The following is a 19,376-nucleotide window of genomic DNA, read 5'->3' on the forward strand; positions in this document are numbered from 1 at the left end:
CTGTTTTTTAAACAAATAGAAATGTTCTAGCTTTTCTCAAAAAATCAGCTATTTTGTTTGTTCTTCACCGCAATACGCCGTCAAGTGTTTAGGTAAAATTTCCAGCGTAATTGGCAAAGCAGCTCCTTCATCACCATCCACATTAGTGGTTAATTCTTCTTGGTTTTCTAAGGAGATTGTTCCTTCTTTAAAGGTTAGGTAAACTAAATTATCAGTGGACTGGTCGACTCCTTTTAACAAATCTGGGACTGCTTTTACTGCATCCCACAATGATTGATCTTTTAAATAAACTAAATGAAGTTTGCCATCATCCACTTGGGCCTCTGGTAATAATGTTTCAAACCCACCGATTGAATTCGTTAAGCCAACTAAAACGGTACTACTTTCAATGGTTTGTTCTTTTTGATCCAAGCTTAAATGAAAAGGATACGTTTGAGCATTCGCTAAATGTTTGGCACCTGAAATAAAATAAGCGAGTTTTCCTAACTTCGTTTTTTGTTCAACGTCCACGTCGTTAATTGACTCTGGAATCGTCCCAATCGCAACGACATTCATAAAGTAGTCGTCATTGATTTTCCCCACATCTAAAGCACTGGTTTTTTCTAAATCTAATTGTTGAATCGCTTCTTCAGGGTCCATCGGTAAATTCAAGGCTCGCGCTAAATCGTTCACCGTTCCTAAAGGAAAAAAGCCAAATTTTGGGCGGTAAGCTTGTTCTGCCAACCCGCTAATTCCTTCATTAACGGTTCCATCTCCCCCCATTACGAAAACACTGTCGAAGTGACTTTCCGCAGCTTCACGGGCAAATTGTTCTGCATCGCCGCCTTTTTCTGTTTGTTTCACTACAACTTCATCAAATAACTGCTTTAATTTTTCTTCTGCTAACGTTTCAAATTCTTTGGCTTTTTCACCACCAGAACTGGGGTTAACAATTAAAACTGCTTTTTTCACTGGCACCACTCCTCATTGATATCTAAATCGTTTGATTCCTTACAATTATTATAAAAGATATTTTTAATTCTGGCGAAAAATATGCTGACACTTGCTTAACAAACAAGCATTCCTGCTCCTCACTACTTTTCAAAACGTTCTTTAAAGCAATAGGCAAAATAATAGAACAATTTCCAAAAATCTTGCCAAACTTTTGGATCCATCCCCGTCAATTCATGAATTCGTTTCAAACGGTAATTCAATGTATTTCGATGGATATGTAATACTTGTGAGGTTTCATTGATGTTTAAGTTATGATTGGCGAAAAAAATAACGGTTTCATAGTATTCATCATAAATCGTCTGGATGGTTTCAAAAAAATCCAATTCAATATGAAAAGGAAAATTAAAAATTCCTTGAATGAAAAAATCTTCTGCTTGGTAAAACTTAGCCTTTTCTAATTGAAGAAACGATAGAAGTAAATACGTGTTTTGTGCCTCTTGGACCATTTGTTGAATCGTGGCTTTTTCCGAACTTATCACAAGGTATTCTGTTACTGGCTTTGTTATCTGAGGTGGTTCAGAAGTAATCACCAGATAACAATTTTCCCATTCAAATATTTCATGGCCAGGATAATAACTGGATAATAAGCGCTTGTCCTTGGTCAGTACACAATGATTCTGGTCATCTAATTGAAGGTTATATAGTTCCAACGCTTCAAGTTTTAAGGCTTCTGAGTAAGCAGAATCAACATGCATTAAGTGCTGGATAAACTGATTTTTTTGTTTCTTCTTTTTTTCGCGTTCTTGTTGTGTATTTAATTCTTCTGTCAGTAAAAGAACAATCGAGCGCACAAGCTTGGTAAATTTGCGCACCTCGTCTGGTTCTCCTGAAATGCCTACGACACCTAAAATGTGATCATTCAAAATAATCGGTTCATTGGTGCCTTTTTTCTCTAAAGAAGTATCTTTATAAATTTCAATATTTTTTCGTTCATTGATGGCTCTTTCTGCACCACGATGGCGCTCCCCAATTCGAGCAGAATCTCCACTCGCAATAATTTTTCCTCGTTCATCCATAATATTGATGTTATAAGGAATATCTGCCATCAACTTTTCAACAATTTTATTTGCTTGGATTTTGTCTAATTTTAACATTGCTATCGCCAACTTTCTAAAAAGCGAGTAGCGTTTGGGACATAAGCCGCAATGACTTATGTCCCAAACGCTTAATTCTTCAGATCAACGACTGAACATTTTTATTTCAGCTTTCATTACTGATGATACCATGGTTAGTTCTTAGTCACAAGGCACCAGCTGTAATGTACGAGCAATATTTTCAACGGTTCTTTCTAAGTTAACTGGCCCATTTTTCAATGCTGCTTCCAATGGTTCGGCTTTGGCCAAAATTCCAAAAATAGCCGTCATCCCTTCTTCATAGAGGACATCCACATCTTTGCCGATATAGCCAGCACAAGCGAAAACCGGTTTTTGATACTTCTTGGCCAAACGTGAGACGCCATAAGGGGCTTTGCCGAATTTTGTTTGAAAATCCATCCCGCCTTCACCAGTAAAGACATAATCAGCAGCTTTTATTTTTTCTTCTAATTGATTCACTTCTACGACAATATCAATCCCTGGGCGTAACTGAGCTTTTGTGAATGCTAGTAACCCTGCACCCAAACCACCAGCAGCTCCTGCGCCTGGCATCATCTCAACATCAATGCCGACCTCTTTTTTGATGATTGCTGCATAATGGGCTAAGTTTTTATCTAATTGAGCCACCATTTCTTCTGTCGCACCTTTTTGCGGACCAAAGACATGAGACGCCCCTGTTGGCCCTGTTAGTGGGTTATTCACATCACTAGCTACTAGAACTTCGGTAGCAAAAATACGTTGATCAAACTGTGTTAAATCGATCTGCGCCAGTTTATCTAATGCACCACCGCCACGTGTCAATTCTTGCCCTTCCTTGTCTAACAAACGCGCACCAAGTGCCTGAATCATACCGGCACCCCCATCATTTGTCACGCTACCACCAATGCCGATAATGATTTTTTTTGCCCCATGATTGAGCGCATGTTGAATCATCTCTCCTGTACCATAAGTAGAAGTGATCAAGGGATTACGTTCTGCTGCTTTAACCAATTCAATTCCGTTGGCTTTCGCCATTTCAATGACCACCGTTTCTTGGTCACCTAATAAGCCGTAATAGGTTTCAACGATTTGATCAGGAAGCGGTCCTGCCACACGCACTGGTACTCTTGTGCCTCCTGTTGCATCCACTAAGGAATCCACCGTTCCTTCCCCGCCGTCTGCCATCGGGACGTGTTGAATGTCTGCATCTTTAAATACAGCTAAAATCCCTTTTTCCATTGCCAGACAGGCTTCTTTTGCACTCATACTTTCTTTAAATGAGTCTGGAGCCAAAACAAATTTTTTCGTCATCTTTTCGCGCCTACTTTCCAACTAGTTTAAAATAAAGCCATATAAAATGGTTGCAACAATCGTCATTACCCCACCGACACACATTTCATAAGGAATCACTCGAATTCTTTCTTTAATCGTCATATTCATACTTTGTGCCGTAATATGGAAATAATTGCCTTGAGGAACACTATCAATCACAGTTGCACCAGTATGCACCATGACTGCTGCTGAAAGTGAAGATGTGCCCATATCTAAAATCGCTGGTCCAAAAGAACCTGTCGCTAAAATAACCGCTGTGGATGTTGAACCAACTGCTAAGCCCATTAAAATACCAGAAATCGGTGCCAAGAAGGTTCCAGAAATTCCCATAACAGAAATTAAGTGGACAATTTGTGTTGATAAATCAGAAACAGAAATTAATCCAGCAATTGCACCTGCACCAATTAAAATTAAAACGGTATCGGTTACTCTCTTCAAGCCAGAAGATGCATAAAAGGCCAGTTGTTTTGTTTGCCCAATCGCAATTGTCCCAACAACTGAGGCGAACGGCAAAATATACAGAGCATCAATATTCAAACTTTTGATGAAAGAAATATTTAAAACGGCGCCAATCGGATTAAGTAATAATAAGACAATCGCTAACACTGGCGCGATCAACGCCTTTTTCAAAGGTAATAATTCTTTTGTTTGTTCCTCTACAAGATCCGTTTCTTTGACCATTGATCCTTTGCTTCTCATGATATTTGCAAGAACAACAGCTGTAATTAAGCCAAATACGGCTGGAATAAAGCCAGCAATCATAACGTCACTTAGAGGTAAATCAAAGCCGTTCGCCGCTGCAATAGTATTTGGATTAGGCGAAATAATATTGCCCGCTTTGCCGCCACCTGATAAGGCAATCAATAATGATAACTTACTGATACCCGTACTTTTCCCAACAGATAGAGCAATCGGGGCAACAATCAACACTGCAACAGGAATGAATACGCCCACTGCTGTAATTACCATTGTGGATAATGCCAAAGATAAAATAGCTTTTTTCTCGCCAAGCTTTTGTACAATGGCGTTGGCAATTGATTCTGCCGCACCAGATTCCATCATCACACCCGCCAACATGCCGGCTGCTAAGACACGGATTGCGGTTCCCATAATACTTTGTGTTCCGTTTAATAGAACAGCGACTGTATCTGACAGGGAAGCGCCTCCAATAAGACAACCAACAATTGCACCAAAAAACAAGGAATACACAGGATTAAATTTTTTCAAAATTAATACTATCGCTACAACTAATCCTAAAATTGCAGCAACCCAAGATATTGTAATATCTGGCATTCAAAATCAGCTCCTTAAATTGTTTACGCTTTCATTCTATCAAAGTCCTTTCTTTTTAAAATTGTAAATTTAACAGGATTTATTGTTCAAATGCACAAAAAAACTAGTTTAAACTTTTCCTCACAAATAAAAATTAGTACATGGTGAGGCGATCCTTGAATTAGAAAGTCAAAGTATTTATAACATCGTGGTTTAACGTTTTTTGTTTATTTGTTCGCATCTTTTTATGATTTATGTAACATAACTGTTGTTTATTCCTTATGTCAATGAGTATCCACTATTGTTGTTTTATAGATAACTAAGCTACATTACATGACTATTCGTATTTTTTAAAACTTGTCAATACATTGCTAGAAGCTTTGTATTAATGACGTGAGTTTTAAAAATGACACAACTAATTTTATCGATATTTTTAACTGAGCTCAGACACTTTTTTGAAAAAAATTGTTCAAATACCATTGCTTTCCTAAAGATTCATTTTGCATCCCAAATGAGCTGATTGGCTTTTTTTCTGGGATCTTCTATATTCAATTGCTCACCTAGAAACTCATATTTTACTCCTATTCAAGTGTACCAAAAACTACTTGAATTTGTTTTATATCCCTTACTGAGCCATTGCTCTCACAAGCTTTTTTTATAATTTTCTAATGTCGTCGCTTCATAAATACTCTTTATGTTACGTTTTTTTATCCTTATTAAAATATAGTTGACTGTCTATAGAAGTAATAATAGCAATTTAGAGAATCTATTTACTTGTGTATTCATAGATATAATTGTTTTTGATAAATTAACCAACATTTCTTTACTCACATATGCCTTTATTTTCATACAAAGAATGACGCTTTCTCCCAAGCTACCGGTCTGGCCACAAACACCCAAAACACTTTTATTAAATATAATTTTTAATATGAGTATCCTACTTTATTAGTATTTTTGTCTACTTTTTGAATTTTATTAATAAATAAAATTTTTTCCATGTTCACTCATTATAGTTATTAAATCAACATTTTATTTTATTCCATCCTATGATAAAATGAAATAAAATATAATTAAGGAGTTATCAATGTGTTTTTAAAAAAATTTTCAATTAATAGGTCTGCTTTATTTTCAATCATTGGTATTTTGTTGGCAGCTGCCATTATTGTCTCAGCTCAGTTATTTCGTCATTCTATAATTTTAGGGACCGACAGCAACTTTTTTATGAATAAAGTTTATGAAAGCTACATGCAACAAAAAAATCATACCTATAACTATTTCCAAAGTCTTTACGGATTTCAACAATCTGGTCGAATTATTAATACGGTCTATGCACCTGACTTCACTTTCATCATGGGCTTATTATTAGCTTTTTCAAAGACTTGGTTTAGATTTCAAATTATTTCCAGCTTTCTTTGCTTTGCTCTCGCAGGATTATCAATGTTTACCTTAGCTCGTTACAATAAGATAACTTATAAGCTGGCAGTAGGCTTATCACTTTTCTACATGTCTACTAATGTTATTGCTTCCTTTAGCTTAATACAAACTTCTTCCAGCTGGGCTAGTGCTATTTTGCCATTGGTTTTTATTCCCGCTATAAAAATGATTAAAGATAAAGCTCAACCGATTCAACCTTTAATTTTAGCCATTCCGGTTGCACTAACTATGCACTTACACGTTTTTACTTCTTTACTTACAGTGCTAGCTTTGCTACCATTCTTTATTGTTGGTTTCATACTAACACCAAAGAAAGTCAGAATGCTTATTAATGCAATCTTGGCTGTTTTAATAACGATGCTATTAACCTCTCGTCTTTTGATTGGTATGTTAGAAGTTTTCTCAAGCAATCATTTGTTAAAGCCTTATCCTATTGAAAGAATGATGCCTTATACTACAAGTTTTACACTTGGTGTTCAAGATTGGGGATCGTTAGGGCTAATTTTTTCTTTGATCGCTACTTTCATGTTTGTTTTTACTATTTTTAATTGGAAAACCTTAGTATTGACTGAAAAAGTGATCAATCTTGTCGGTCTTTTTTTTCTACTTCTTTCATCAAGTTTGCTACCTTGGGATGACTTACCTACAACATTTAAGATGCTTCAAGGAATACAATTTCCATTACGTTTTGCTAGTATTTCTTATGTTCTCTTATTTTTAAGTTTTACACTTTATTTGCAAAGAATAACTTTAAAAGAAGAAAATAAATATACCAGTATAAGTGTAACTTATGTCACTGTTGCCGTTCTTTCTTGTTTGCTAATAAATCAAGCTCTTTTAACACAATCAGAGGCATGGCAATCAGCTACTCCTTTATCTAATGACACTACCTCTACACTCACAAAAATTAAAGATATGAATAAACTTAAACAAGCTTTTAATGGCAAACATGCCTTAGGTGATGGACTCGAGCTAGTAATCAAACCGCTTTCTGATTATTTGCCTACTCATAACAAAGAAGACATTGACATCATTGTCAGAAATAAACCTTATAATATTTATTGGAAAGAAGTAGCAAATAATGAAATTAAAGGTAAAAAACAAGTCACCCCTGAAGGGCAGCTACAATTTAATTGGATAAACGCTAGCAATAAAACAAGTCAAATGTTATTACCACTTACTGCTTATTCTAATAGTGAAGTATGGCTCAACGGTCAAAAATTAACAAAACAACAATATAAAACATCTGAAATTGGTAGCTTAATTGTGCCTGCCCAAGCTGGTAAAAATTCCTTAACCATTGGTTACAAACCCAGCCTAGCCTTTGTTATTGCATCATATATCCAAATCATAGCTTATATCTGTTTAGGAACTACTTTTATTTATTACTTTTTAAAAAAACATATTAAAGGTAACTAAAGAGAAACTGAGGCAAGTACTTTTTTCATTTATTTTATCAAGAAAAAGTATACAAAATAAGCCTCATAAATTAGAAATTTAAGTATGTTATAACTTATTAGGTAAGGATACATTCCTTATTGGCCGTTAGAGTCCGTGTATGAGTAATCATACGTACTTGAATGCCGTACCATCGAGTGGAGACATTTCAAGAGCTTGTTGATACAAGTGATGAGCGCAACCTTATGCTTTTTGGGCGAAGGTTGCGTTTTTAATTTGTAGTAATAACCCACTAGATGATTGGGGCTCGCTGCTTGTTACCGAATCATGTTCATAATAATAAAATACAAAATTCTTTCATATCTTCGGATTCCCATGTTTATCCATGTGTTCATTGACGGTATGTTTTCCATAGTGATATCTTCTGGTGTTGACACCGCCAGAAGCGTTTAGTTATTTGTGAGAAGAAAAACGCAAATGTCTCCTAATACACCAATAATGAGTCCTGCAGAGAGTTCATTAATTTCTAGAATACTTTCGAATTATTCTATTTGTTCGGCTGCTTCAACTAGCAGTTTAGCTAAGTGTTCTTTAGTTGTCAGTAATTGTTTCAATTGTTGGGACTAGTATACAACTTTTTGATTGGAGATTTTTTTATCGGTATTTTTCTTTAAAAAATTTTTTTAATTTTGTTTGCCTCAATTCTTCTAAATAATCAGGATATAAACAAAAGTCAAATGATGATATTTTCTTAAAAAGTATCTATGCTTAATCTTACATTGTAATGACACCCAAAAGTTAGACTTTCAGATTTAACTTTTAGGTGTCAACTTACATATATCAAACTTTTCAGTTAGAATTATCTAATAGAAAACATCAAAAAAGCGACATGTTCGTCGCTTTAGGTAAAATTTTGGAAAATAGCAATAAAAATAATAGTTTATTCCCCTGCATTTGTGTCAATTTAAAGTCATTCTTACTGAATTTACTCCCTATTTCCGATACATCTTAAACTCCAAGAACAGATCGTTATAAATTCCTAAGTATTCTTGACCTAAATCTTGGTAAACTTCTAAATGTTTGATGGTTTCATCATCTGGATAAAATTGTTTATCTTCGGCAACTTCTTTTGGTAATAGTTTTTTAGCTTCTTTATTTGGTGTGGAATAACCAATATATTCTGCATTTTGTGCTGCATTTTCTGGTCGTAACATAAAGTTCATAAATGCATAGGCGCCGTCTTTATTTTTGGCTGTCTTAGGCATCACAATGTTATCAAACCAGAGATTAGAGCCTTCACTGGGAATCACATAATGTAGATGTTCATTGTTTTCTAGCATTTCAGCAGCTTCACCAGAGAAAGTTACAGCAACTGCACTTTCTTCATTAGCCATGTACATTTTGATTTCATCGGCAACAATTGCTTTGACATTGTTCGTTAATCGGTTTAACTTATCGGTAGCCTGACGTAATTGTTGGTCGTTTTTACTGTTTAACGAATAGCCTAAACTATTCAAAGATAATCCTAACACTTCGCGAGCGCCATCAATCAGCATGACATTATTTTTTAATTCCGGGCGCCATAAATCATCCCAATGTTGGATCTGACGGCCGTCAATAAATTTATCATTATAAATAATCCCCAACGTGCCCCAGAAGTACGGAACGGAAAACTTATTTTTGGGATCAAAGGATTGATCTAAAAAGCGTGCATCAATGTTTTCTAAGCCTTTTAATTTGCTGTGATCAAGTGGTAAAAGCATCTTCGCTTTCATCATTTTTTGAATCATATATTCAGAAGGAATGGCAATATCATAGGCTGTACCACCTTGCTGAATTTTTGTATACATAGCTTCATTAGAATCAAAGGTTTCGTAATTGACTTTATAACCTGTTTCTCTTTCAAATTTCTTAATCAAGGCCGGATCTATATAGTCCCCCCAATTGTAAATGGTCAAGGTATCTGCTCCTGCCATGCCACTTGCTTTCTCCAATTGGCGCACGCAAAAAAACAAGATGACAATAATAGCGATAATTCCAATAAAAAGTGACTGTAATTTTTTCATTTTAACTTGGCCACCTCACTTTGTTCCCGACGCATTTTCTTTAAACGTTTTGGCGTATTGTCTTTACTGATAAAGTAATAACCGACAACTAGAATCATTGAGAATAGGAATACTAACGCACTTAAGGCATTGATTTCTAAACTAATTCCCTGACGTGCTCGTGAATAAATTTCAACAGATAATGTTGAAAAACCATTGCCTGTCACAAAGAATGTTACGGCAAAATCGTCCAACGAATAAGTAAAGGCCATAAAGTAGCCAGCAATAATTCCTGGCGCTAAAAAAGGCAAAATAATATTTTTAATCACTTGAACATTATTGGCCCCTAAATCCCGTGCCGCATCTACCATAGAATCGTTCATCTCTTGTAGTTTTGGTAAAACCATTAAAACAACAATTGGAATACTAAAGGCAATATGCGACAATAACACACTTGTAAAACCTAAACTGATAAACCCTACTGCCGTGAAGAAAATTAAGAAACTGGCTCCAATAATAACATCTGGTGAAACGAGTAAAATGTTATTAAAGCTAAGCAACGTGTTCCGGTTTTTACGACGTTTTGTATAATAAATCCCCATCGCGCCAAATGTTCCAATGATGGTTGCTATTAAAGCCGATAAGAAAGCTAGCAAAAACGTATTCAGAACAATGGTTAACAAGCGTGTGTCTTCGAAAACGTTCCGATAATTATCTAACGTAAAACCAGTAAACTGATTCATCGTTTGCGTGTCGTTAAACGAATAAAAAATCAAATAAAAGATTGGTGCGTACAGTAGCGCAAAGACAACGAATAAATACACATAAGACCATTTAAACTTTTTCTTTTGCATTATTTGCCACGCCCTTTCTTCTTCTCACCCGTCAGCAACATCACAATAAACATGGCAACAATTAAAATCACACCAATTGTTGAACCCATGCCCCAGTTTTGCGTTACTAAGAAGTGTTCCTCAATCGCCGTTCCCAACGTAATCACCCGATTGCCGCCAATTAAACGCGTTAACATAAAGAGCGAGAGCGAAGGAATAAAGACAGCTTGAACGCCACTTTTCACACCGTTTAGGGAGAGAGGAAAAATGACACGGCGGAATGTTTCCGCACTGCTAGCTCCTAAGTCCCGACTAGCACTAATCAATGAAGGATTCATCTCTTCTAAGGCATTAAAAATCGGCATAATCATAAATGGAATTTCAATATACGTTGCGACAAATAAAAAACTGAAATCTGTAAACAGAATCTGGTGCGTACCCAAACCCATAAAACTCATAAACTGATTGATACTCCCATGAATACTGAAAATCCCAATAAAGGCATAAGCTTTTAATAATAAATTCACCCACGTTGGTAAAATAACGAGCATTAACCATAACTGTTTATGCTTGAGCTTTGTCAAAAAATAAGCCGTAGGATAACTTACCAATAACGTAAAAATGGTAATCAGAAAAGCATACCAAACCGAATTAATGGTCATACTTAAATACGTTCCTGATGTAAAATACGTTTGGTAATTCGCCAAGGTAAACTGGCCATTCATATCGAAAAATGATTGATAAATAATCATTAGCACTGGCGCAATGACGAATAAAAGTAACCACATTACATAGGGAATCGAATAAATTCGACGCATTGTTTTCATTTTATTTTCCCCTTTCGTTTACTCGTCGTAACTTTCTAAACGGGCATCAAAGTCTTCTTCTGATTCATTGAAGCGCATCACGTGAATATCTTCTGGCTCAAAAGAGAGCCCTACTTGAGCGCCTTCTTTGGCTTTTCGAGTGGAATGCACCATCCATTCGTTTCCTTGTTCATCAAAACAAATAATTTCATAATGAACGCCGCGGAATAACTGTGTATCCACCGTTACGGTTAGCTTGCCTTTTTCAAGCGTGGTAATCGTTAAGTCTTCTGGACGTAAAACGACTTCTACAGGTTCATTTTTCCGCATGCCACCATCGACACATTCAAACTTTTTGCCCACAAATGAAACTAAATTATCTTCCAGCATCACGCCATCCACAATATTACTTTCCCCTACAAAGTCAGCAACAAAGTGATTAATCGGTTCATCATAAATATCGACTGGTGTGCCACTTTGCACGATATGACCTTTATTCATGACAAAAATTTCATCGCTCATCGCTAATGCTTCTTCTTGATCATGGGTCACAAAAATAAAAGTAATTCCTAAACGTTGTTGTAAATCACGTAGTTCATATTGCATCGCTGTACGTAATTTCAAATCTAAAGCGGATAACGGCTCATCTAAAAGCAATACTTTTGGCTCATTGACAATCGCTCGTGCAATTGCGACCCGCTGACGTTGGCCCCCAGACATTTCACTAATTTCACGTGTTTCGTAGCCGGGTAATTGAACCAAACGTAATGCCTCTTTCACTTTTTTTTCAATTTCTGCTTTGGATAGTTTTTTGATTTTTAAACCAAACGCAACATTATCAAAAACATTCATGTGAGGAAACAAAGCATAATCCTGAAACACGGTATTGACTTGGCGTTTATTGGCAGGTACATCATTTATTCTTTTACCATCAAAATAAACATCGCCAGAAGTCACGTCATTGAATCCCGCAATAATACGCAAAATCGTTGTTTTGCCACATCCTGAAGGTCCTAATAACGTATAAAATTTTCCTTCTTCAATTTCAAAGCTGACATTTTTTAATACTGGTTCATCGTCAAATTGTTTGACAACATTTTCAAATGAAATCACATGGTTTCTCACTGGATAAACTCCTCCATTTCGTCCTTTATAAATACGATTCTGTCGCCACAATTAACGCACGACTTTTTCCTCGACCATTGTTGCTAATTTGGTGAGGTTCTGTTGCTTGGTAATACATGGTTTGACCTTTTTTAGCAATATACGTGGCTTCCCCTAATGTCAAACGAATGGAGCCATCAATCACATAAATAAATGTTTCTGATAGAGAAGGTTCAAACGTTTTGTATTCGCCATTTTTATCAAAAGTAATAATGACAGGTTCCATTTCTTTTTCATTTGAGGCTGGAATTAACCATTTTAGTTCATAGCCATGTTCTTCATCATAATAGAGGGTACTTTCTTCTTCATTGTAGACAATTTTCTGTTCAAGCGGTTGCTGACTAAAAAACTGCTCTGGCGTCACGCCTAGTACTTCTAAAATTGAGAAAAATGTTTCCATTGATGGTGAGCTTAAATCCCGCTCCAATTGGGAAATATAGCCTTTGGATAAATCCGTTCTTTCGCCTAATTCTTCTTGTGTTAAATTTTTCTGAATGCGTAAATTTCTCAACTTCTCACCAATTTCCATGGCACACCTCGTTTCTATTTTCAGCTAATCTTTTCAACAAAAGTTTTGTAATACTAAACTTACAGTTTAGTTTTACCTTTTTTAGTATACGAACTTTTTGAAAAATTTCAACCATTTTTCTTTATTTTTCTAGTCTAATTGTCACACAATCTTTCTTTTCTGTATAACTTACTGTTTATAAGAAGAAAAATGATACGAAAAAATCAGAATATGATAAAATAAGACGAGTTGCTTTTTTACATAATTGGAAGGAGAGTTTTTATATGAATTCATTTCAAGCATTTACGTTAAGAGAACAAGATACATCTGTTATTGGTCAACTAGAAACCATTACTTTAGACGATTTATCAGAAGGCACTGTAGTAATCAAAGCAGCCTACTCCTCAGTTAACTTTAAAGACTCTTTAGCTTCAAAAAAAGACGGCGGTGTGATTCGCAATTATCCAATGATTCCAGGAATTGATGTCAGTGGCACTGTTGTCACATCGGAAGATCCTCGTTTCAAAGAAGGCGATAAAGTGATCGTAACAGGCTATCAATTAGGGGTTAGTCATACTGGTGGTTATTCTGAATATGTGCGTGTTCCTGGCGATTGGGTAGTTCCACTTCCTGAAAAAATGAGTCTCAAAGAAGCAATGATTTTCGGAACTGCTGGCTTTACGGCCGGATTATCTGTCACAGCTTTAGAAGACGATGGCTTACGCGACGACAAAGAAGCCCCCATTATTGTAACTGGTGCGACAGGCGGTGTTGCGACATTGTCTATTGCGATGTTGCATCAATTAGGCTACACTTCGATCACTGCATTAACTAGAAAGCCAGATTCTTTTGAGCTTTTAAAAGAGTTAGGTGTTAGTGAATGCTTATTAGTAGAAGATTTCTTAGCAACTCCTGTTAAAGCATTAATGAAACAGCGTTTTGCTTTTGCAATTGATACCACTGGTGGGGAAATTACTTCTGCTGTTTTACCACAACTTCGTTATGATGGCCGTTCAGCCATTTGTGGCCGCGCTGCTGGAATTACATTAGAGACAACCGTTTTACCCTTTATTTTACGGGGCGTTCATTTATTGGGCATTGATTCGGTTAATGTTGGTATGGACAAACGAAAAATAGTTTGGCAACGTCTTGCCACTGATTTAGACATCACTGAAAAAGCTGTGTATCAAGAGATTACTTTAGAAGAACTTCCCCCTGTTTTTGAAGCATTACAAGCAGGCCAACATATTGGACGGACCATTGTCCGAATTTCTTAAGGAGGCGTTTTGATTATGGATGTTTTAGTTACTGCTGGTGGAACGTCAGAACCGATTGATAATGTTCGTTCGATTACCAATCATTCTTCTGGCGGACTAGGAAAAGCAATTGCTGAAAGTTTTTTAGCTGCTGGACACACCGTAACCTACGTAACAACCAAACATGCATTACGTCCAACCCAACAATTGGACTTATCAATTAAAGAAATAGAAACAACGGTTGAATTAGCTACTACGTTAGAACAACTCTTTGCTGAAAAGCAATTTGATGCGATTGTTCACGCAATGGCAGTCAGTGATTTTACGACGGAAACCGCGCAAACGGAAGAACAATTTATTGATTCTTTTGCTCAACAATTAAGCGAACAAACATTGCCAAAGACCAAAGAAGCCTTGGTAACTATCGTTCAAAACACATTGAATCAGATTGCTGATATTCCTCAAACAGCAACAAAAATTTCATCTGATACGGACCGATTATTAATTTTTCTAAAGAAAAATCCTAAAGTCATCCAAATGATTCGTGACAAACAACCCCAAACTGTTTTAGTGGGCTTTAAATTACTTGTCGACGTTTCACAAGAAGAACTTGTCCAGGTTGCACAAGCCGCTTTGATTAAAAATCGGTGTGACTTTGTCTTAGCCAATGACTTGATGAACGTTCATGAAACAGAACACGAAGGATTATTAATTAACGAAACGGGCATTGTCCAAGAAGCTTGTTCAAAACAAGGGATTGGTTCAATGATCGTTAAAAATGTTGAAAAGAAATGGAGAGAACAACAATGAAAACTATTTTATTAGGCGTCTCTGGCAGCATTTCTGCATATAAAGCAGCAGATATTACAAGTCAACTAACTAAGCTTGGCTACAATGTGGAAATTTTAATGACTAAAAGCAGCACAGCGTTCATCACTCCGCTGACCTTACAATCACTTTCTAAGAATCCAGTGCATACGGATGTCATGATGGAAATTGATCCCAGTAAAATTAATCACATTGAGTTAGCTAAAAAAGCGGATTTATTTTTAGTAGCACCTGCTTCGGCCAATACAATTGGGAAATTAGCCCATGGGATTGCCGACGACTTATTATCAACAGCTGCTTTGGCACTTTATCCTGAAACACCCAAAATTATTGCGCCCGCGATGAATACGTATATGTACCAAAACCCCATTGTCCAACGAAATATTGGCATTTTAAAAGAAGTCGGCTATCAAGAAATAATCCCACGTGAAGCTCTATTAGCTTGTGGCGATTATGGTCGTGGCGCACTTGCCACTGTTGAAGATATCCTTCAAACAGTGATGAAAATTTTAGCATCTGATAACAAGGAGTAATTTATGAATAACACGAAAAAATTTACGTTAACAGCAATGTTCTTAGCTATCTTACTTTTACTGGCTTTAACCCCGCTAGGATTTATCACATTAGGTCCTTTAAATTCGACCACGATGCATATTCCTGTAATTATTGGTTCCATTGTTTTAGGGCCAAAAATCGGTAGTATGTTGGGCGGCACGTTTGGGATCATTAGCTTAATTAAAAATACGACAGCACCAACACCTTTGTCGTTTGTTTTTTCTCCATTTATTCCTGTGATCGGTACCGATCATGGTAGTTGGAAGGCACTTTTAATTGTGCTCATTCCGCGGATTTTAATTGGGGTCGTTCCTTATTTCGCTTACAAATGGCTAAATAAATTAACGAAGGAAAAAGCGCAACCTGTCTCCTTATTTGTGGCTGGTGTTTTAGGCTCAGCAACGAATACCATTTTAGTCATGAACATGATTTATTTTCTTTTTAATTCAGCTTATGCTGAAATTATTGGTAAAGCTGGAACTGCTGTTTACCTAGCTATTATTGCGACGATTTTCAGTTCTGGTGTGCCAGAAGCTCTTGTTGCTGGTGTAGCTGCTTCAGCAATTGCTAGCGTTTTGCTTCGCTTAATGAAACGGAATGCAACGCAAAAACTATAGAAAAAAACACAGGGACTAAAAATCAAGTTTGATTTTTAGTCCCTGTGTTTTTTATTTATTTTTTTTGTTTTCGTAATTTATAGGCATATTCACTGGCTTTAAATAATAATTTATTAACCGGTAAATCGAATTCCCCAATAAATTCATTAATCGTTGGGTTGAAGTTCGCTTTAAACTTAATTAAGCCATCATTTAAACTACCTTCTAAGCCGCCCATATTACAGCTTTCGCAGCCACGGTTAAAACATTCTTGAATGGCATCTCGCCAAGTCACATATGTTGGCATGTAGCGTTTATAACGATCATCTAAGCCAGCATAAAGGATTTCACTTGTTGGACCAAATGTCACAGCCAAAGCGCCAGCAACCGTGACGATTTCACCAGCTTCTGCGATATTTTCTTCTAATTCTTTTAGTTCCCGAGTCAAGGAAGCATCTAATTCTTCTAAATTATGGCGCTTTTTCACTTGATTTTCTTTCAAATTACTCAAGTCTTTTTGATTTTTGTCATAGCGTTGTCGCGTGCTATCTAAGCGTTCCTTTAAATTGACTTGCGCCAGCATAATAAAGGAGTCTTCTGGGTAAATGTTCAACAGCTTCTTAAAGTAATCACTATTCCGTAAAGAAATATGTTGGCGTTCCATGGTTGATTGAATGACTTTTTCAAATTCATCAACAAAGTCAACATGCCCTTGCTGCACAACGACCCCTTTTTTTTCAGCTGTTTTAATCATTTTCTTGGTGCTTTTTGACAATTGTTCTTCACTAAAATCTTCACGATAAATATTCGCTTGGAAGCGGGGCTGGATGGTGGCCCCCATATCCATTGTCAGTCCTTGATATTTGGCCCCTGCTTTTTTCAAGGTCTCAATAATAGCTGTCGCTTCAGCATGCGGTTGATGTTCTTCTCCCAAATGAAAATCTTGATAGTGAACCGCTGGATCCATTTTTATAAATAAAGCTCGTTTTTTCTTGCCAAATTTTTTCAATTCAGCCATAAAGTAGCTGACCAAACGTTCATTTGTATAGTCCATTACTGGACCTCTTGGTGTATATAACATCGTAAAACCGGCTGGTAATGGTTTGATTAAAACTAAACTTGATGCGACTAATGTATCCTTTTCATAAACCCCAACAATTTCAGAACCCCAGTTATCCTTGACTTTTGCCCATGAAGATGACTGTAGTAAATTACATAATGGGTGATTTTTAACAAATGTATCGTGTACTTCTGCCGGAATACCGATTTTAAATGTGTACATGTTCAAACTCCTCTGCTGTGACTTTCCAATAGTCCGTTTATCTTACACTATCATAGTGTATTCCAACAGACTAGTAAAGTTTTACATGAAAATTTTTAGAAAAAATGTAGATCTTATTCTTTATGTAAAAAAGACGAGGTAGAAACAGTTCATTCTATCACTTAGTTCACTAATAGCAACGACACTTTTCTTCACTGCCATTCAAAGGATGAATCATTTCTATCCACATCTTTTCAATTAAATACGTGTTTCAAATTTTAATGACTTGTTGATAAAATACATGATTGGTGCTGAAATCGTCATAATAATCGCTTCACTTAATGCTAACCAACCATAAGTTGTCCAAAATGCTTGACCGCCACTTGGTACTAGCATAAAGGCAATAAAAAACATACTTACAGTGAAAAATAGACTATTTAGACACATTCTAACAGGAATACTTGGTACCTTTTTTTGTAAAAAAGCTGTTAAGCTCAACGCAAATAATGTTTGCGCACCACCAAACAGAGCATCCATTACACCGAAACCAAAAAATAAGTTAAAAAAGATAACGCCGCCTAAAACACCCCACATCAATTTGCGATTGAAAACGACTAGGTGATTCAAACTTTCTGAAATTCTAAATTGAATCATACCAGAAGAAACTGGCCGAACCAATAAAGAGAGGACAATATATAAGCCCATAATGATACCATTGGCTAAGACTGTTCTTAGCTTTCGATTGGCTTGAAACGAATTTTGCATACTTTTTCCTTCTTTCTCCGAGTTTTTTTACAAGGGATGGTTGATGAACCTTGGTTACAATTGCAACAGTTCACATTCTAATATGGAAAGTCAAAATAGTCAATGAAAGCCCTGTTTTACTTTGCACTTATTTGCAGTTTTCACCTCTCATGCATTGTTTCGTGCCTTTTTCTAGTCATTTTTTACTTTTTTAAGCAATCTTTATTCGCAGAAGTTCCTCCCTCTGGTATAATGGACAATAGCGATTCAAAGGAGGAGCTCAATGAACATTCACTACTATCTTATTATCAACGAGCAGGCAAGTAGCGGCAATGGCCGAAAAGTCGCTAGAAAAGTGATTCAACAACTCAAGCAACAAGAACTTAAATATACGGCTCTTTACACTGATTACGCTGGACATGAAAAAGAATTGACGAAGGAACTTGCAGAAACAACTTTACTTCCTTGGTCTGAAGACTTAGACGTTTCAACTTTTCCAATCCTAGTCGTGCTAGGCGGCGATGGCACACTACATAATGTCATTAATTCATTACTTCCATATGATTCAGCTATTCCTTTAAGCTATATTCCATGCGGCTCTGGAAATGATTTTGCACGGGGGGTGGGATTATCAAGAAATATTGATAAAGCATTGCATCAAATCCTGCGCACCAGACGACCAAAAGAAATTCAAACAATTCATTATGTAGAAGCCAACCAAGAAGAAATCGGCTTAGCCACCAATAATGTTGGCTTAGGGTTGGATGCGGCAATCGTGGAAAAAACCAACGAATCGTCATCAAAAAAAGCCTTAAATAAATTTAAGCTTGGCTCGCTTTCCTATATTTCTTCAATCATTCATGTCTTTTTTAAACAAAAAGGCTTTCCAATTTTAGTTGAAATGAATGGTAAACAATACACATTTAATCGTGCTTTCCTATGTACGGTCACAAATCATCCTTATTTTGGCGGGGGCGTATCAATTATGCCGACGGCCAATCCTCGCAAAGCAGTCGTGGACTTAGTTGTCGTGGAACGAATCAATATTTTTAAAATTTTGTGGCTTATTTTCCTATTGCTTCGTCAAAAACAAGGGAAATCTAAGCATTTTCATCATTTTCAATCAAGTAAAATTCGAATTGTTTCGACGATTCCACAAACCATTCACGCAGATGGCGAGATTTTAGGCAAACGAAGTATTGATATGGTTTATACCACACAAAAACGTTTGTTTTGGTTTTAACTGAGTCCCTTAAGGTTGAAAAAGAGTGCCATAAG

At 36.3% G+C, this 19,376-nt stretch carries 17 protein-coding genes; 6 read left to right on the top strand and 11 right to left on the bottom strand.

Translation table 11 applies throughout. The features are described 5' to 3' along the window. Positions 1-48: 48 nt before the first annotated feature. The 4 genes from IGL56_RS10095 to IGL56_RS10110 all read right to left on the bottom strand — a co-directional run bounded on the left by IGL56_RS10095 (position 49) and on the right by IGL56_RS10110 (position 4,691). The gene (locus IGL56_RS10095; protein WP_002356519.1) at positions 49-951 is read right to left on the bottom strand and encodes a diacylglycerol/lipid kinase family protein; all 903 of its coding nucleotides are present in this window, start codon (positions 949-951) and stop codon (positions 49-51) included. Between the two features lie 122 nt (positions 952-1,073). Then, complete coding sequence (locus IGL56_RS10100) at positions 1,074-2,087, bottom strand: CdaR family transcriptional regulator (protein ID WP_002356518.1); 1,014 nt, start codon at positions 2,085-2,087, stop codon at positions 1,074-1,076. Between the two features lie 141 nt (positions 2,088-2,228). Further along, positions 2,229-3,377, bottom strand: a complete 1,149-nt coding sequence (locus IGL56_RS10105) for a glycerate kinase (RefSeq protein WP_002356517.1) — start codon at positions 3,375-3,377, stop codon at positions 2,229-2,231. Positions 3,378-3,398: 21 nt separating this feature from the next. Further along, a complete protein-coding gene (locus IGL56_RS10110; RefSeq protein ID WP_002359581.1) occupies positions 3,399-4,691 on the bottom strand; it encodes a GntP family permease in 1,293 nt (430 codons plus the stop codon). Positions 4,692-5,756: 1,065 nt separating this feature from the next. Here IGL56_RS10110 and IGL56_RS10115 point away from each other — a divergent pair. Next, the gene (locus tag IGL56_RS10115) at positions 5,757-7,523 is read left to right on the top strand and encodes a cell division protein (protein ID WP_002385718.1); all 1,767 of its coding nucleotides are present in this window, start codon (positions 5,757-5,759) and stop codon (positions 7,521-7,523) included. Between the two features lie 971 nt (positions 7,524-8,494). Here IGL56_RS10115 and IGL56_RS10120 read toward each other — a convergent pair. From IGL56_RS10120 to IGL56_RS10140, 5 genes are read right to left on the bottom strand one after another with little or no spacing between them, the layout of a single operon-like run. Next, positions 8,495-9,568, bottom strand: coding sequence for an ABC transporter substrate-binding protein (locus IGL56_RS10120; RefSeq protein ID WP_002356513.1), 1,074 nt, complete (start codon positions 9,566-9,568; stop codon positions 8,495-8,497). Next, positions 9,565-10,401 carry an ABC transporter permease gene (locus IGL56_RS10125; RefSeq protein ID WP_002356512.1) on the bottom strand — a complete coding sequence of 279 codons (837 nt, stop codon included), beginning with the start codon at positions 10,399-10,401 and terminating at the stop codon, positions 9,565-9,567. Before IGL56_RS10125 ends, IGL56_RS10120 begins: the two co-directional genes overlap by 4 nt. After that, positions 10,401-11,207 (bottom strand): ABC transporter permease, encoded by an 807-nt coding sequence (locus IGL56_RS10130; protein ID WP_002356510.1) that lies wholly within the window; start codon positions 11,205-11,207, stop codon positions 10,401-10,403. The genes IGL56_RS10125 and IGL56_RS10130 overlap by 1 nt, the downstream gene beginning before the upstream one ends. Before the next feature lie 18 nt (positions 11,208-11,225). Then, a complete protein-coding gene (locus tag IGL56_RS10135) occupies positions 11,226-12,311 on the bottom strand; it encodes an ABC transporter ATP-binding protein (protein ID WP_002356508.1) in 1,086 nt (361 codons plus the stop codon). Positions 12,312-12,336: 25 nt separating this feature from the next. Beyond that, positions 12,337-12,879, bottom strand: a complete 543-nt coding sequence (locus IGL56_RS10140) for a helix-turn-helix domain-containing protein (RefSeq protein WP_002356507.1) — start codon at positions 12,877-12,879, stop codon at positions 12,337-12,339. A gap of 263 nt (positions 12,880-13,142) precedes the next feature. Here IGL56_RS10140 and IGL56_RS10145 point away from each other — a divergent pair, with 263 nt between their 5' ends. From IGL56_RS10145 to IGL56_RS10160, 4 genes are read left to right on the top strand one after another with little or no spacing between them, the layout of a single operon-like run. Continuing rightward, complete coding sequence (locus tag IGL56_RS10145; protein ID WP_002356506.1) at positions 13,143-14,135, top strand: YhdH/YhfP family quinone oxidoreductase; 993 nt, start codon at positions 13,143-13,145, stop codon at positions 14,133-14,135. Between the two features lie 15 nt (positions 14,136-14,150). Further along, positions 14,151-14,924, top strand: a complete 774-nt coding sequence (coaB, locus tag IGL56_RS10150) for a phosphopantothenate--cysteine ligase (RefSeq protein ID WP_002356505.1) — start codon at positions 14,151-14,153, stop codon at positions 14,922-14,924. Beyond that, positions 14,921-15,475, top strand: a complete 555-nt coding sequence (gene coaC / locus IGL56_RS10155; RefSeq protein ID WP_002385716.1) for a phosphopantothenoylcysteine decarboxylase — start codon at positions 14,921-14,923, stop codon at positions 15,473-15,475. Before coaB ends, coaC begins: the two co-directional genes overlap by 4 nt. Positions 15,476-15,478: 3 nt before the next feature. Continuing rightward, positions 15,479-16,114, top strand: a complete 636-nt coding sequence (locus IGL56_RS10160; RefSeq protein WP_002356501.1) for an ECF transporter S component — start codon at positions 15,479-15,481, stop codon at positions 16,112-16,114. A gap of 55 nt (positions 16,115-16,169) precedes the next feature. Here the strand turns inward: IGL56_RS10160 and IGL56_RS10165 are convergent, their stop codons facing one another. Further along, on the bottom strand, positions 16,170-17,375 hold the full coding sequence (locus IGL56_RS10165) for an aminoacyltransferase (RefSeq protein WP_002385715.1): 1,206 nt from the start codon (positions 17,373-17,375) through the stop codon (positions 16,170-16,172). A 237-nt stretch (positions 17,376-17,612) separates the two neighbouring features. Then, on the bottom strand, positions 17,613-18,119 hold the full coding sequence (locus IGL56_RS10170) for a QueT transporter family protein (RefSeq protein WP_002356499.1): 507 nt from the start codon (positions 18,117-18,119) through the stop codon (positions 17,613-17,615). A 262-nt stretch (positions 18,120-18,381) separates the two neighbouring features. Between IGL56_RS10170 and IGL56_RS10175 the strand changes: the two genes are divergently transcribed. Further along, the gene (locus IGL56_RS10175; protein ID WP_002356498.1) at positions 18,382-19,341 is read left to right on the top strand and encodes a diacylglycerol/lipid kinase family protein; all 960 of its coding nucleotides are present in this window, start codon (positions 18,382-18,384) and stop codon (positions 19,339-19,341) included. Positions 19,342-19,376: the final 35 nt, after the last annotated feature.

The organism is Enterococcus sp. DIV1316a, assembly GCF_050536915.1.
GTDB classification, from domain to species: Bacteria; Bacillota; Bacilli; order Lactobacillales; family Enterococcaceae; genus Enterococcus; species Enterococcus faecalis.

Coding starts and splice junctions, on each gene's coding strand:
- IGL56_RS10100 (WP_002356518.1), bottom strand. CDS start 2,087: ATGTTAAAATTAGACAAAATCCAAGCAAATAAAATTGTTGAAAAGTTG.
- IGL56_RS10105 (WP_002356517.1), bottom strand. CDS start 3,377: ATGACGAAAAAATTTGTTTTGGCTCCAGACTCATTTAAAGAAAGTATG.
- IGL56_RS10110 (WP_002359581.1), bottom strand. CDS start 4,691: ATGCCAGATATTACAATATCTTGGGTTGCTGCAATTTTAGGATTAGTT.
- IGL56_RS10120 (WP_002356513.1), bottom strand. CDS start 9,568: ATGAAAAAATTACAGTCACTTTTTATTGGAATTATCGCTATTATTGTC.
- IGL56_RS10125 (WP_002356512.1), bottom strand. CDS start 10,401: ATGCAAAAGAAAAAGTTTAAATGGTCTTATGTGTATTTATTCGTTGTC.
- IGL56_RS10130 (WP_002356510.1), bottom strand. CDS start 11,207: ATGAAAACAATGCGTCGAATTTATTCGATTCCCTATGTAATGTGGTTA.
- IGL56_RS10140 (WP_002356507.1), bottom strand. CDS start 12,879: ATGGAAATTGGTGAGAAGTTGAGAAATTTACGCATTCAGAAAAATTTA.
- IGL56_RS10145 (WP_002356506.1), top strand. CDS start 13,143: ATGAATTCATTTCAAGCATTTACGTTAAGAGAACAAGATACATCTGTT.
- coaB (WP_002356505.1), top strand. CDS start 14,151: ATGGATGTTTTAGTTACTGCTGGTGGAACGTCAGAACCGATTGATAAT.
- coaC (WP_002385716.1), top strand. CDS start 14,921: ATGAAAACTATTTTATTAGGCGTCTCTGGCAGCATTTCTGCATATAAA.
- IGL56_RS10160 (WP_002356501.1), top strand. CDS start 15,479: ATGAATAACACGAAAAAATTTACGTTAACAGCAATGTTCTTAGCTATC.
- IGL56_RS10165 (WP_002385715.1), bottom strand. CDS start 17,375: ATGTACACATTTAAAATCGGTATTCCGGCAGAAGTACACGATACATTT.
- IGL56_RS10170 (WP_002356499.1), bottom strand. CDS start 18,119: ATGCAAAATTCGTTTCAAGCCAATCGAAAGCTAAGAACAGTCTTAGCC.
- IGL56_RS10175 (WP_002356498.1), top strand. CDS start 18,382: ATGAACATTCACTACTATCTTATTATCAACGAGCAGGCAAGTAGCGGC.